Below are 14,182 nucleotides of genomic sequence, written 5' to 3' on the forward strand. Positions count from 1 at the left end.
CTTACAACAAGTATTCACTTTGGTGAGATATTGAGCGCAAATATTGTGTAGTCAAAGGTGGATTGTTTTGTCGGTTTTTTCTGACTTATTTTAAATTTTTGTCTTTATATCAGTAATTTATATTTCATTTCGCTATTAGTCGAAATTTGACATTTAGCCGACACAAATTAATCTGACTGCCCAATCTGAGTAAGGCTTTATGCTCAGTACGATAAGTCGTATTACAGCGTTGTCCGTTGCCACATTTTTGCCAGTAGTTTCTTTTTTAACTCATTGATAGTGAGAGTTATTGAGAACTGACAAGCGGACGGAGTTTTACATTGAGGCTGAGTAATGCTGGTCGATTTTGATCAGCGAGTGGCAGGATTAATTTAACCAATCGAGCAGGAGATCGAAAATATAGACTACTGGATAGAGATAAATGAATACACAGCTTAATGTGATGGTGATTGATGGTCATCCTCTACAAACCAAGATACTTACCCAAATATTGGGTCATAGTGGCGCGTCAGTCAGTACATTCAATTGTGTGGACACTGCTATTCAATGTGCACAAAAGCAATATTTTGATGTGATCTTTTGCGATCTCCAGATGCCGGGAAAAGGCGGTATCGACATCTTGGAAGTATTCGACCAAATTCAGTATCACGGGCAAGTCGTGCTAGTCAGTTTGTTGGAGCAGAGCATCATCTCGGCAGTACGAGAAATGTGCGAAGGGTTTAGTTTTGAGATATTAGGAGAACTGCCTAAGCCGTACGACGAAATGCAAGTGGTTAAACTCCTCAACCAAATAAAAGATGAAAGAACGCGAAAAACAGCGTTTGCTCAACCTATCGTACTGCAAGACCAAGAGTTTTTATTTGCTTTGGGTGAAGGGCGAGTGAAGAATTATTACCAACCTTTGGTAGACGCACACAGTGGTGAGCTTTTAGGTTATGAAGCGTTAGCGCGTTGGGTGCATCCCATTTATGGCGTGTTGTTACCAAACCACTTTCTTCCGATAGTAAAACGATGCCATTTGTCTTCTGAACTTTTTCAATCAGTGCTGATTAATACAATCTATGACATCAACAATAGGGGATTAACCCAAAAGGTCTCGATTAATGTCGACCACGAAAACTTGAACGACCCTGACTTCTCGCATCGTTTTATTCAACAATGCTCGGAGAGCGGTGTCGACCCGTCACAAATCACCATTGAGATTACAGAGCGAGAAGCTTTCCAAGCTAGCACATCTATCTACAAAAACCTCATCAAGCTCAGAATGAAAGGTGTCACGGTATCAATTGATGATTTTGGTACGGGCTCATCTACATTTGAAAAGTTGGCAAAGTTACCTTTTAACGAGATCAAACTTGACCGCGCTTTTGTCTACGGAGCGAGTGAAGACCTGAAAAAGAAAAGCATTGTCATCGCCATTTGTGTTTTAGCGAAAAACCTAAATATTCGTATTGTCGCCGAAGGTGTCGAAGACGAAGTAACCTATAAAACCATGCGCGAATGTGGAATAGACATCTGCCAAGGCTTTTACATTGATAAGCCCATGCCGTTAGAGGTAATCACTATTTTGAAGCAAAGATATGAAAACATTGAACGGTTTGATCTTTGATGATCAGATGCTTATCTGTATGGCTATCAGTGATAAAACCGTGAGTATCAAGAAACGTCGATTTCTAGACAAGTTTAATGTGAATAATGTTATTGAACTTGCAAAAGTAGTGGGAACATAAAGTGTTATGAATGTAAGAAGTTTTGTTTCTTCTTTTGCGGTTGCGATGTTGTTATTTATTGTATCGGTGACCATGATTGGTGCTGTTCTCATCTCTTATGAGGAGAAGCAATTTAATACGTACGCTAACAATTTAGCAAAAACAAAGCAGAAGGTTATTCTGCTAGGCTTGTTGACCGAAGCTCAATTGGCGCAGTATGAAAACTTCAGTATCGAACAAATAGAAGTACTGACTGACTTCAGTTTTCAAGATGCAATTTATGCTTTAAAGCCGTATAAAAACCTAGATTATGTGGAAACTGTTGCTCGTAAAGCCCTACACCAAGCAGAAGCTCATTTGTCCAATGTCTACGATAGAGAAGACGCCATATTGTACTTTCGTTCTTATACTAGTGACAAACTCATCTTAGAACGACCAATCCCAGCTCTAGAGGGATCTAAAGAGACGTTTGATATAGAATGGTGCAGAGTGAATTACGCTTGTATTCTTGCCGCGTGGAAAGAGCAGCTCTCCGACCGAGTTCTTATCTCTAAGCCCTTCAAAACCACGTATTCAGATGAGATGGCATTAAGTATCATGAGTCCCGTCTACTATAGAGGGAAGCTTGTCGGCGAATTTTCGGAACAACTGTATTTATCATCGCTTTATAATGAAGGCAAAGCCGTTGACGTAGAGGTTAGTAACGGAAATAAGCAGATAATTATTTACTTTCCGAGCTACCCCTTAGCTCATTTTGCTTACACTCAATCCTATGTTGCCGACAATAATAATCTTGTCATTTACCAATATCCGTTTAGTAAAATAGTGGTGGACTACAGCTTTATTCTTGTCATCTATTCTGTCGTAGCGTTCGCCTATTATCGAAAAGCCAATGAATCTAAACAGAGCAAAATTCAATTAGAAAATGCTCTGAGTGATGTAACGCAAGATGACTTAACCGGGTTATTAAATCGGCGAGTATTTAAAGAAGAGCGGTTTAAACATCGAATGGAGGTTGAACCATACTCTATCATTGCGATTGACGGAAATCGTATCAAGAAGATTAATGATCGTTACGGACACCATGTTGGCGATGAAGTCATTGTTATTATTGCAGACTCAATGAGAAAGGTTTTTCGGAACAGTGACTACTTAGTCAGGACTGGTGGTGATGAGTTTATTGTAATTTTGCCCGGATGCAGCATGAGCAAAGCTTCCATGTTAGCGAAAAAGCTCCGTAGCGTTGTTAAACACAATCGTTTAAATACATTAGATATAGAGATCAGCGTTAGTATTGGTGTTGCTGTGCGCGAAGAGGATGAAACGCTGCAAGAGGTGATCGTGAGAGCAGATGAAGAGTTATATGAAATGAAAAAACAGCGTGTTTGAGGACAACAATACATAACCATGACATAACTGTTTGATAAATTTGACCAAGCAGTACCCTTGGTCTTTTATATTAGTCGAGCAATGCATAATGCTCCTTTGATTGCTGATTAGCATAAGACCCAACTGGTACTGTATCGTGAACAAAGACCTTGATCTAAACCTATTAAAAATACTGGTTCTGCTAGAAAAGCATCGTCAGCTTAAACCCGTAGCGAAAGCCTTGGGCAAGAGTGAGGCGTCGATCAGTAAATATCTTGCTCGCTTACGCATCCAGCTTGGTGATGAACTATTCATTCGTCACCCACATCATTTAGAACCCACCAACTTTCTGATGCGTCAGTTACCCAAAATAGCAGATGCATTAGATAACTTAGAAACATGCTTAGTTCGATCAGAATTCAAACCAGAAAAATACAGTAAGGATATAACGGTCTGTTTACCCCAAACGGCTCAGTACTCATTTGGACACTTGTTGGCGATGGATTTAATGACGCTGTTTCCTAAAGCTCATATTACTGTCGCAACCATCACGGAATATACGGTGGACGAAATCCTTTTAGGCAAAGTGGATGCCCAGCTTCATTACTTCAATGATGAATTGCCAAAATCTATCCATCAGAAATTTATTGGCTACGCGCCTGCTGTGGTTGTTGTTCCGGAAGAGCTTGGGATCACCACTCTTGAAGAGGCTGCCAAACTGCCATTTATTATGCTTGAAATTATCGGTTGGAAAGAGAAAGAGCAGCTTGCAAAACGAGCAATGGAAAATCACGGTATGGTGATCAATCGAATTGCAGCGCTAGATAACGTGAGTAGTGTGCTAAAGCTGCTCAAACAAAAAAAGGCGGCGACGGTTTTTCTGGAGTATCAGGCGCCAATCGAAGGATACCGTTTTATTCGTATTCCTGAATCTTATTACCCCAACGGCTGGCCAAAGGTTGTACTTCAGATGAAGCAAAGCCATCGTCACGACGCAATGCACCAGATATTAACCGATGCCATTGCAAAATATATGAAGAACTAACGATCGCATTGAATGTTTTCAGCGCTTGGGATCGTATGCAGTAATTCAATCAATGAATCTGCATGGTATTTTTTCAAAATACGAGTTTTGTAAGTGCTGATGGTTTTAGCGCTGAGCGATAGTTGTTCTGAAATACGTTTATTTGAATAGCCCTGAGCTAAGTAGTGGAACACCATGGCTTCGCGATTGGATAGCGTGACATCACCAGTAGAAGGAGCGTGAGTAGACTTAAACATAGAGTACCCACGTGAGACACTCACAATCGCGTCAGCAATCGCTTCTTTTGTCTCGTTTTTATTCAAGAAACCATGAGCTCCCATCTCGTAAGCCGCTTTAGAAAGGCTGGAATAGTCGCGTGAAGAAATGAAAAGTAATTTACCTTGATAGCCCGTTGCTAAAATATTCTTCGCCAAACGCATACCATCTCGATCACCAAGGACAACGTCTAGAATAATAAAATCAATTTTTGTATTTCGAACTAAGTCCATTACTTCTGCGCTGTCTTTCGACTGAATGACTTCGGCTGTGTTGATTACGCTCTCAACAAGAGAAGTCAGTGCTTCGCTGTAAAGTGGTTGGTCATCAATGATAAGAACATTATTCAAATGGAGCCTCACTACTATCCGAACTGTCATACCGCCCAACGCAATATGATTGTATTAAGAGGGATTGTAGGAAAAACCTTGCTGATGGAAAGGAAAATGACATTTTCTATAATTGAAATTCACTGAGCACAATTGAATAAGATACTGTCGAATACGCCAATACACGAGGGATTTCATATGTGTGGGAATAGTGATAGGCCAACGAAAAGTATCAATATTAACCCTAAACTTTTTATCGAAATGGCCGCTAAAAGTGGGAAGGTAATGTCGCACTAAGTTAACTCATGTTATCCTGTTCAAAAATGAGACATTTTTTCACAGTTTGATATGGAAATGTGCGTTGGCCGTCCTTTTGGTGGTTTACAAACTTTGTTGTAACGACTAAAAAGGATGCTTGGATTTTTAGCCTGAGAATGGCTTCTCATGGCGTTTGCATCAAACTTTTTCTGATGCGTATTTTGGTTGGATAATTGGCTTTATGAGTAACGTAACCAGCACTATTTTGACAGAAAGTGGTACCAATGAGCTTGAAATCATCGAGTTTCATTTAGAAAAAACATTGCCGGATGGCAGCACAAAAACTTGTTATTACGGCATCAACGTTGCGAAAGTACGAGAAGTGATTCGCGTACCAGAGACAACCGATTATCCAAACGCACAACCTCACATGATCGGGGTGTTTTCGTCCAGAGATGTATTGACGCCTTTAGTAGATTTAGCTGGTTGGTTAGGTGTACCAACACGCCAGGACCTAGAGCGTAAGTTTGTTATCGTTACTGATTTCAACAAAATGACCAATGGCTTTCTAATTGATAGTATTTCACGTATTCATCGTATCTCTTGGAATGATGTGGAATCACCAAGTCAGTTTTTGGAAGCGGGCGAACAAGATTGTGTAGTGGCAGTTGTTCGCAAAGAAGGCAACCTGATCATGATTCTCGACTTTGAAAAAATCATCGCGGATATTAACCCAGAGCTGAGTATGGAAAAATACGATGTGAAAGGGGATAAGTCGGTAGATCTAAACCAGAGAATGGTGGGTAAGCGTAATGCTAAAACGATCATGGTGGTGGATGACTCAGCATTTATTCGCTCTTTGATTCAAGATACATTAGCTTCTTCAGGTTACAATGTGATCACTTGTAAAGACGGTGGTGAGGCTCATGAGAAATTAATGAGCTTAATCGAGGTCGCGAAAGAAGAAAACTTGCCAGTTAAAGAGCTGTTAGATGCGGTGGTTACGGACGTAGAAATGCCTCGAATGGATGGTATGCACTTAGTGAAGAGACTACGCGATACTGAAGCGTTTCATGAAATGCCGATCATTATGTTCTCATCATTGATGAGTGAGGATAACCGAGCGAAAGCACTGTCTCTTGGCGCAAATGATACGATTACCAAGCCAGAGATTGGCCGTATGGTGAATATGATGGATAAATACGTATTTAACTTTGCGTAAACAAACCCGATAAGATTAAAAATAAGGCTGCCGATGGGCAGCCTTATTTTATTGTGGGCATGGAAGAATTTTTAAGGTGTAACTTTCGTTTGGAGCCTGCGGTGGTCCATATAAAATCCCGCATTGTGTCAGGCTTGCTCTTTTTTCGTCTACTGCTGCAATGACCATTTCTCGTGTTGTTGAACCCGCTGGGTGATGAAATGTTTTCCAATCTGAGCCTTCTTCGTTCAGCCCTTGCACAAGCAATTTCATCGACTCGCTATCAGAATCAGGATACCCATATAAGAAAACACAGCGTTTTGAACCACCAATATTACAACCGTCAAATGGTAAACCGGCCATTAAAGCACTGTCTACGAAGTTTGAAACGTAAGATTTGCTCTCCAACCCTGCAATCGCCATTTTCCCATAACCGACACCAAGCGCTGATGCAATTGCGCCCTTCATGCCTTCTAAACGCGCTTCACGCGCATCACTTTGAAGGTTTAAAAAGCGTGGTGCGGCAGTGACAGCAAGAATGCCGAGCACGACAATAACTACGACTAACTCTATTAGAGTAAATCCAGTTTGTTTTCTCATATTATTTTCACAGCAAGTTAAAGGTAGAAAAAGTAACACTGACCGTACACTTGTTGTTGTGTAAATAAGTACGGTAATGACAAAATGATCAATAGTATAAAGCGATGAGTCATAAAGTGCTATACCGACGTAGTGAGAATCGGCTACGCCTACATAGAGCGGGAGGAGGGGTCAAAGATCTAATGCGGCCGTTTTTGAGCAGTCATTAATTCCGTGGAAGAAATGCTGCATGAACAGTCGAGCATGAATTCGCCTAGATATAAGCATACGTGTACATCGGCTGAATGAAAGACGAAAAGAAGTGACGGCAAAACGCACAAATGGATTGTCTTTTTGTTCACTTTGATGAATGCTACGCGAGATTCATATCACAACACACTCGACGCATTCATCGTGCGAATGTGCTTTGGTTTCGTGTTTGGCTTTCAAATATAAGAATAATCTAAATGGAATTCGATTCGATAAACTTGCTTGCGATAGGGCTAATATTTCTTGGCTCTTATGTACAAACCGCAATAGGCTTTGGCTTGGCAATTGTTGCCGCACCTTTACTGATTCTTTGGGCGCCGGAGTATGTGCCTGCACCAATCTGTTTAGTCGCGTTATTTATTTCGTTGATGAATGCGATGAAGCACCGCAGTAGTGTTGAAATCGGCGGTTTAAAAATGGCATTGATTGGGCGTGTGCCCGGATCGGTCGCTGGCGGCTTGCTACTGTTTTTTGTCTCGACTCAAGCCCTTACACTTTGGATTGGTTTTTTGGTGTTATTCGCGGTTGTGGTGAGTGTTTTACCGTTTCGGGTTGAACCCACATCATCGCGTATGACATTAGCAGGATTCTTTTCTGGATTGTTTGGTACCAGTTCGGCGATTGGAGGCCCACCGATGGCGTTGTTGTTGCAACATCAAGAAGCGAATCAGTTACGTGGTAACCTATCGGCATTTTTTGTTTTCAGTTCCATCATTTCGCTCGTTGTTCAAATTCCCGCTGGTTTCTTCGCATTACACCATTTGGTGATTACTATTCCGCTATTACCTGCGGCAGCACTTGGGTATTGGCTCGCGATGAAAACCACCCAATCGTTACCAAAAGAAAAAATTCGGTTTGGAGCACTTATGTTGTGTTTTGTGAGTGGGTTTACAGCAGTAGTACAAGCGTTGAACCAGTAATGCCCTCAGCATCTTAAACTCACAGGGATATCGCGTTCCTTTTATTATGCATAGCGCGATTTGTTTGCGCTGACTTATTCGTTTAGATGAGCGATAGTTTTATGAATAACACTCGTTATGGCACTTTTATGGCAGCATTCTCCTTTGTAATTTGGGGGCTGCTACCCATTTATTATCGTTATTTACCGAATGCTTCAATGGATGAGTTGCTGGCATGGCGAATCATCGGCTCAGTTCCGGTCGGTTTTTTAATTGTGCTTGGTATAACCCGTCGAGGACCGAATTGGAAAGAAATCTGGTGTGACAAAAAATCTTTGTGGTACACGTTTGTCGCGAGCAGTTTGATGTGTATTTCATGGAGTGCGTTCACTTGGGCTTTGACTCACCATCGAGTCATTGATGCAAGCTTAGGCTTTTTTATTGGACCGTTAGTGTCAGTGGCGCTAGGCGTGTTTATTCTTGGAGATAAGCTTTCAAAAGGCAAACTCATCGCAATTGTGCTAGCAACAATTGGCGTGATGTATCAAGTGATTCATTATGGCCAGTTACCTGTTATCGCACTAACGATGGGGTTGTTCTTTGCTTTGTATGGGTTGTACAAGAAGAAGATAACATACGACTGGAGCACCACCTTATTTGTTGAGGCGCTGCTATTGACTCCAGTTGCCGTGGCGTATTTGTTTTACAAACAATGGACAGTGGGTGAGTTGGCTTCAGGTGTAGATATCACAACATTGCTTTTGTACTTTGGCAGCGCACCGATCACGCTTTTACCACTGATTTTTTATTCTATCGCGATACGTATAACAAACTTATCGACAGTTGGTTTAATGCAATACATTGAACCAAGCTTGCAGTTTGTTTTGGCTGTCATGTTTTTCGGTGAACTGTTTGATGAAGTTAAAGCAGTGACCTTTGCCTTTATTTGGGTGGGGTTGTTATTTACAATCTTTGAAAGTATTGTCAAAGGGCACAAGCGTAAAAAGCTGGCCAATCATCCTTTATAGTGCACCATTCATGAATATTCACGATTTCACTCTCACGCCCTCTACTCGAGGGCGTTTTTAGTTCCATAAAGTATTCTCTTGCTCGTTTTCTTATATTCGAGTCAAATCATAATTTGAGGTTAATTGACGCATTATCATTAGGATACCGCTATATTTATAGCCAAGTGACACGCTATATAATGAAAACCGGATCAAAAAGGACGACATATGATCACAGCTCTATACGCTAGCATTCTTGCAATACTGATTATTTGGTTGGCCGTTCAAGTGATTAAGCAGCGTCGCTTAAATCAGGTTGCTTATGCTGACGGAGGAGTAGAGGCTCTCCAAATCGCTCGTAGTGCACAGAGTAACGCGACAGAATATATCCCCATTACTCTGATTCTAATGGCACTATTAGAATTCAATAGCGCTTATCCAACCTGGATACATCTCACAGGCATTATTTTCGTGATCGGTCGGATTATCCATGCTCGAGGTATATTGAAAGAGGACTTAAAAAGGCGTGTTAGGGGCATGCAGGTGACATTCCTAGTGATACTTTCTCTGGTTGTGCTGAATATGATTTATCTTCCGTACGATAAGTTATGGTAAGTCTTCGTAGCTATATCCCGCCGCCATGGGTACTCGTTCTGATTGGGTTAGTACTGAATATTGGCGCGATCGTTCTTACTAGCTTGGTCCTTGATAGGCTTGGCAAACAGTATTCGCAACTCGCAGAGCAAAAGGCGGAAAACTTGTATTCCATCCAACTCGCGTGGAATAGCGTTGAAACTCTAGAAAGAAAAAGAGAGGCGTTGCTGCTTCACTTGCACATAGGTCAGAGCGCAGCGATACCTTCGGAGATAGAACAGATATTGGAAGGGCACTTATCCTCTTGGATTCATCACGAATCGGATGAAATACAAATAGATAAACTCCCTCAGCTAATGTCAAAGATAAACCAAGCACAAGCTTCGTATAGAGATCGCATTGATGACTATTACATTGAGAATGTAGAGCTCAATGAGGTAATGGCAAAGCAAGATGAAAAGATCGCTTGGTACAAGAATATCGGGCTCTTCTTGCAAGTATTCGGACTCGCATTAATCCTCGCACGTGATTTGGCTAGGAAGCCATAGAACAAAAGTTAATGGTAGGGTTTATTGCGAAATGCCAATTATAATTTGCAAATTGCAATTCATTGCGTGAGCAAACAGTGGCTATTGGTGAAGTTTTAATGAAAGTGATTAAATAACAACCTGTTTTTGTGCGCTACAAAGTTGGCACGTCTCATGCTTTAGTATGAGTGACCCTTTCTAAGCCGAGGGTCACCTAGCCAACTGACGTTGTTAGTGAACCACTTTGTTCACAAATATATACAGCCAATCACGAATCCTTGTGGTTGGCTTTTTTTTATTTAAATGACACAGTTTAGAACTGTGCTTTAATCCAGATCATGCGATGGTCGGAAGACACATCTTTGCCATCACCATACTTGCCGATACGCGCATCGTTAAATAGCTTACGACCTTCTTCATAAGAAGCTGACCAGTATACACCAGAGTCCACCACATTTAGGTTTGCAGAAGGCAAAGCATAATCTACACCTAAGCCAAACGTCGAAGTGATGCGATTCGGATATGGGTGAGTTGAGCTGCGGTCAACAGCGTGTTCGGCTGCACCAAAGCTTGTCGGGTAAAGATCGCCATTCATCACGGTTTGGTTAACCAATGGGTCATTATGCAGTTCTTGCATTACTGAGCTAATACCGTCACCGGCCACGGGATCAAGGTTTTGATCGCCCATCATTACGAATTTAGCCCCGCTCGCTAAGCCGCCTTTCTTACCAGCATCGTCGTAGAAATAGTCTTTACCTTGAATGTAGTGATGCCAGAACTCTACTTCGGCTGCGTTTTGCGCTTTGTTTTTACCTGGGTCGAATACTGGTGGAGTAGGGTGCGACATCAGTAGATGCACAACTTCCTCGCCATTGCGAGTCGGAATGATAATTGGTGCATCTACGTGGTTTTTAGAAGATAGGCGTACTTGATCCCATTCTTCTGCAGAGTACCACTCATCACCACACTTCATGCCATCTGGAATCTTTTGTGAGCCGTCACAGATAGTAATGGTTGGAACCTTAGCACCTTCCATATCTTTCCATTTAAACGCTTGGAACGTACGCGTATTTGCCGTATCAATCTTGTATTTAGACATTAGGGCAAAGGCATATTGACCGTGGTACATGCCAAAGCCCCATGCATCGCCCGGCATTTGACCTGCTGTTCCATTGTTGTCGAGGTCAAACTCGCTTAGCAAACCTGTGTTGGTAGAGTAAGACTCCGCGTAAGGATATTCGATAGGTTCAAGGTTCGCTTCACCGCCTGCACCATTGATGCTTTGCGCGACAGACAGGTAGTTCTTCTGGAAGCCTTCAATGGCTGCTTTGTTTTCGCCTGTTCCGTCGTTGTTGTATTCCGCCATCATAAGGACATCAGGACGATTCTTTTGAATGATTGCTGCAACGTTACGAATTTGAATGACTTTTTCCGCAGTGTTTTTGTCTTCAGCGGCGATAGAACCGTCTAAATAGGCAGTAACCAATACAGTTTGCTGCGCTGGTTCAATTTGCATTTCACTCACTAAAGCTTCAAAAGTTGCACGGTCAAAAGAGAGGTTGTAAGTCGCTATTTTTACTTCTTTAGGCTGAACATTGACGTATTCAGTGTCGTCATTACATCCAGATAATAGAGCGGCGCCAACCAGGAGAGCGATAGAGGTTTTGATTGTTTTCATGGGTACGTCATACCTTATAATTGATTCGGCTGAATATTAAAGTCATCAGTAATTGTTTTAAGCGATATCAATCACACAAACGTTTTCATATTTACATGTTCAATTAGTTTTTGTGTGATTTGTGCAATAAACGCAACACTTTCAACACCAAAAGGTTATATGCAAATTGTTAAAAAACGGTGTCGCTTTTAATAGATGAAATGGCACTAAAACATAAGTTGTATGATTGTGTGTGCTAAAATCAATGAGCGGGATGATTACGATAAGTTTGACTTCACTTTCGGGTGAGAAACAAACAAATAAGAACTGGTCAGTTTGGCTTTGCTATTGATGCAAAATAGGGGGCTAACCGATGGGTTCAGTATCAAACTACCAGAGCAGGTTATTTGTCACGGCAATGCTTGCTTCACCACTTCTTTTTTCAACATCTTTATCCGCCGCTCAGTCCGAACGGCTAGAGCAAAACCATGGTCTTGTTGTTGCTTTAGAAAAACGCAACCTTGCAGCCACACAAAATATAGATCGTGTGTTAGGTTTACAAAATGGAAATCGTGTACAAAAGCTGAAAACCAACAAAGGTAAAAACGGCGGTACGCATAGTCGTTATCAGCAGATGTTTAAAGGCGTCCCGATTTGGGGCAAGCAAATTGTCGTACATCGTGATAAACAGGGCCAAATCAAGCACATCAACGGCACTCTCGTAAAGGATATTGCCCGAGATATCAATGATATGGTACCTAGATTGTCGCTTTCTCAAGTAATGTCTTCAACGCAAAAGTCGTACCGTGAAAACGGATACCAAATAGATAATCAGCGCCAAGGTTTGCGTATTTATGTCGATAAAAGTGACGTGGCGCACTTAGCTTATATTGTCCAGTTTTTTGCTGATAATGAGCATGGTGGTAAGCCTACGCGTCCCACCTTTCTTGTTGATGCTAAAACAGGAAACATTTTGCTGCAATATGAAGGGTTAGCGCACGTAGAAGCGAATGGTCCGGGAGGAAACCAAAAAATTGGTCGTTATCATTATGGTGTGGACTTTGAGTCTCTATTAGTCCAGCAATCCGGTGATACGTGTTTGATGGACATTCCTGGCGTGGTCAAAACCATCAACTTGAATGGTAGGACGTCTGGCAATACACATACGTTCGTTTGTCCAACCAATAGTGTTAAAGAAATTAATGGAGCGTACAGCCCGTTAAACGATGCGCATTACTTTGGCAAAGTGGTATACGACATGTACAAAGATTGGCTAAATACCGCTCCCTTAACGTTTCAGCTTCAAATGCGAGTGCATTACCGCAAACGCTATGAAAACGCCTTTTGGAATGGCTCAAGCATGACTTTTGGCGACGGTGCGAGTTATTTCTATCCTTTAGTGAGTTTAGATGTCTCAGCGCACGAGGTTAGCCATGGATTTACAGAACAAAACTCTGATCTGATTTATTCAGAGCAATCTGGCGGAATCAATGAGGCTTTCTCAGATATGGCAGGTGAGGCGGCTGAATTCTATTCACGTGGTTCTAACGATTGGAAAGTTGGGTACGATATTAGAAAGGCTGCCAATGCGGCGTTGCGCTATATGGATAATCCGCCCCTTGATGGTCGTTCAATTGATCACGCGTCTCAGTATGTGAGTGGCATGGATGTGCATTATTCAAGTGGTGTGTTTAACAAAGCGTTTTATCTATTGGCGGTTGAGTACAATTGGGGAACGCGACAAGCGTTCGAGGTTTTTGCGTACGCTAACCAGAACTACTGGACGCCAAGTGAAACGTTTGACTCTGCAGCTGCGGGTGTATTGGCGGCCGCCCAAAGCTTAAGCGTGGCGGCGAATGATGTGACCGACGCTTTTGCTCAGGTCGGTGTTTCAGTTGATGGGGGAGTCGTCGAGCCACCGTCTAGCACGTGTGAAGCTATCGCCCTAAACAATGGTGTTTCCAGCAAGATAGACTCTTCATCTACTGGTGAGTGGCATTGTTTTACGATTGATGTGCCTACCAATAGTTCAGATTTTACTGTTACCACATCGGGAGCAAACGGCGATGCGGATCTTTACGTTAAGTTGGGAAGTGAACCAAGTTTAACCAGCTACGATTGTCGCTCATACAGTAGCAACAGTAATGAAGCATGTAGTATTACTTCTCCGAATGAAGGAACGTGGCACATTGGCGTGTACGCTTACAGCAGTTACAGTAATTTGAATGTGGAAGCAAGTTATGTAGGACAAGAAGCGCCACCACCATCTGATGAAGTTACTACACAATCAATCAACAATGGTAAAACATGGACGGCGATTATTACTGGTTCTGGCTTGATGAATGGCGTGTGGAATGTTATTTCAAATACGCCGTGTGATAACGATAACGAGTGCAGTTTATCCGGTATCGGAAAGAAAACCAGTGAGGTTAGCTTTACGTTGACGGATGGTACCGTATTTATCATCGCTAAGCCCTAGCGATT

General features: G+C 42.0%; 12 protein-coding genes and 1 pseudogene. 10 read left to right on the forward strand and 3 right to left on the reverse strand.

Annotated elements, in window-relative coordinates; genetic code table 11:
* Positions 1-421 precede the first annotated feature (421 nt).
* From L3V27_RS02815 to L3V27_RS02830, 4 genes and pseudogenes are all read left to right on the forward strand, one after another.
* Positions 422-1,609: an EAL domain-containing response regulator gene (locus L3V27_RS02815; RefSeq protein WP_237310969.1), complete on the forward strand. Its 1,188-nt coding sequence runs from the start codon at positions 422-424 to the stop codon at positions 1,607-1,609.
* Between the two features lie 19 nt (positions 1,610-1,628).
* Positions 1,629-1,730: pseudogene (locus tag L3V27_RS02820) on the forward strand (LuxR C-terminal-related transcriptional regulator); the annotation flags it as partial.
* A gap of 6 nt (positions 1,731-1,736) precedes the next feature.
* The gene (locus tag L3V27_RS02825; RefSeq protein ID WP_237310970.1) at positions 1,737-3,098 is read left to right on the forward strand and encodes a GGDEF domain-containing protein; all 1,362 of its coding nucleotides are present in this window, start codon (positions 1,737-1,739) and stop codon (positions 3,096-3,098) included.
* A gap of 136 nt (positions 3,099-3,234) precedes the next feature.
* Positions 3,235-4,122, forward strand: a complete 888-nt coding sequence (locus L3V27_RS02830; RefSeq protein ID WP_046876026.1) for a LysR family transcriptional regulator — start codon at positions 3,235-3,237, stop codon at positions 4,120-4,122.
* On the opposite strand, the gene L3V27_RS02835 is transcribed toward L3V27_RS02830, so the two are convergent.
* Positions 4,119-4,727 carry a response regulator transcription factor gene (locus tag L3V27_RS02835; protein ID WP_005395257.1) on the reverse strand — a complete coding sequence of 203 codons (609 nt, stop codon included), beginning with the start codon at positions 4,725-4,727 and terminating at the stop codon, positions 4,119-4,121. The genes L3V27_RS02830 and L3V27_RS02835 overlap by 4 nt on opposite strands.
* Positions 4,728-5,205: 478 nt before the next feature.
* Here L3V27_RS02835 and L3V27_RS02840 point away from each other — a divergent pair, with 478 nt between their 5' ends.
* On the forward strand, positions 5,206-6,186 hold the full coding sequence (locus L3V27_RS02840) for a chemotaxis protein (protein ID WP_025998672.1): 981 nt from the start codon (positions 5,206-5,208) through the stop codon (positions 6,184-6,186).
* Positions 6,187-6,234: 48 nt separating this feature from the next.
* Here L3V27_RS02840 and L3V27_RS02845 read toward each other — a convergent pair whose 3' ends face one another.
* Positions 6,235-6,765, reverse strand: a complete 531-nt coding sequence (locus L3V27_RS02845; RefSeq protein ID WP_170892624.1) for a prepilin-type N-terminal cleavage/methylation domain-containing protein — start codon at positions 6,763-6,765, stop codon at positions 6,235-6,237.
* Between the two features lie 446 nt (positions 6,766-7,211).
* On the opposite strand from L3V27_RS02845, the gene L3V27_RS02850 reads away from it, so the two are divergent.
* The 4 genes from L3V27_RS02850 to L3V27_RS02865 all read left to right on the forward strand — a co-directional run bounded on the left by L3V27_RS02850 (position 7,212) and on the right by L3V27_RS02865 (position 10,062).
* Entirely contained in the window at positions 7,212-7,934 is a 723-nt protein-coding gene (locus L3V27_RS02850) for a sulfite exporter TauE/SafE family protein (RefSeq protein ID WP_237310971.1), read from the forward strand.
* A gap of 101 nt (positions 7,935-8,035) precedes the next feature.
* Positions 8,036-8,941, forward strand: a complete 906-nt coding sequence (gene rarD / locus L3V27_RS02855; protein WP_005395245.1) for an EamA family transporter RarD — start codon at positions 8,036-8,038, stop codon at positions 8,939-8,941.
* A gap of 207 nt (positions 8,942-9,148) precedes the next feature.
* Positions 9,149-9,535, forward strand: a complete 387-nt coding sequence (locus tag L3V27_RS02860; protein ID WP_012842326.1) for an MAPEG family protein — start codon at positions 9,149-9,151, stop codon at positions 9,533-9,535.
* Positions 9,529-10,062, forward strand: coding sequence for a DNA mismatch repair protein (locus L3V27_RS02865; protein ID WP_237310972.1), 534 nt, complete (start codon positions 9,529-9,531; stop codon positions 10,060-10,062). Before L3V27_RS02860 ends, L3V27_RS02865 begins: the two co-directional genes overlap by 7 nt.
* Positions 10,063-10,354: 292 nt before the next feature.
* Here the strand turns inward: L3V27_RS02865 and L3V27_RS02870 are convergent, their stop codons facing one another.
* Complete coding sequence (locus tag L3V27_RS02870; protein ID WP_104972519.1) at positions 10,355-11,719, reverse strand: endonuclease/exonuclease/phosphatase family protein; 1,365 nt, start codon at positions 11,717-11,719, stop codon at positions 10,355-10,357.
* A gap of 352 nt (positions 11,720-12,071) precedes the next feature.
* On the opposite strand from L3V27_RS02870, the gene L3V27_RS02875 reads away from it, so the two are divergent.
* Positions 12,072-14,177, forward strand: coding sequence for a M4 family metallopeptidase (locus L3V27_RS02875; protein WP_237310974.1), 2,106 nt, complete (start codon positions 12,072-12,074; stop codon positions 14,175-14,177).
* The last annotated feature ends 5 nt before the right edge of the window (positions 14,178-14,182 follow it).

This window comes from Vibrio sp. J2-3(2022) (assembly GCF_021725735.1).
GTDB lineage: Bacteria > Pseudomonadota > Gammaproteobacteria > Enterobacterales > Vibrionaceae > Vibrio > Vibrio diabolicus.

What these genes read in the sequence shown, in the direction of transcription:
- L3V27_RS02815 (WP_237310969.1), top strand. Translation starts at nt 422, where the DNA reads ATGAATACACAGCTTAATGTGATGGTGATTGATGGTCATCCTCTACAA.
- L3V27_RS02825 (WP_237310970.1), top strand. Translation starts at nt 1,737, where the DNA reads ATGAATGTAAGAAGTTTTGTTTCTTCTTTTGCGGTTGCGATGTTGTTA.
- L3V27_RS02840 (WP_025998672.1), top strand. Translation starts at nt 5,206, where the DNA reads ATGAGTAACGTAACCAGCACTATTTTGACAGAAAGTGGTACCAATGAG.
- L3V27_RS02845 (WP_170892624.1), bottom strand. Translation starts at nt 6,765, where the DNA reads ATGAGAAAACAAACTGGATTTACTCTAATAGAGTTAGTCGTAGTTATT.
- L3V27_RS02850 (WP_237310971.1), top strand. Translation starts at nt 7,212, where the DNA reads ATGGAATTCGATTCGATAAACTTGCTTGCGATAGGGCTAATATTTCTT.
- rarD (WP_005395245.1), top strand. Translation starts at nt 8,036, where the DNA reads ATGAATAACACTCGTTATGGCACTTTTATGGCAGCATTCTCCTTTGTA.
- L3V27_RS02860 (WP_012842326.1), top strand. Translation starts at nt 9,149, where the DNA reads ATGATCACAGCTCTATACGCTAGCATTCTTGCAATACTGATTATTTGG.
- L3V27_RS02865 (WP_237310972.1), top strand. Translation starts at nt 9,529, where the DNA reads ATGGTAAGTCTTCGTAGCTATATCCCGCCGCCATGGGTACTCGTTCTG.
- L3V27_RS02870 (WP_104972519.1), bottom strand. Translation starts at nt 11,719, where the DNA reads ATGAAAACAATCAAAACCTCTATCGCTCTCCTGGTTGGCGCCGCTCTA.
- L3V27_RS02875 (WP_237310974.1), top strand. Translation starts at nt 12,072, where the DNA reads ATGGGTTCAGTATCAAACTACCAGAGCAGGTTATTTGTCACGGCAATG.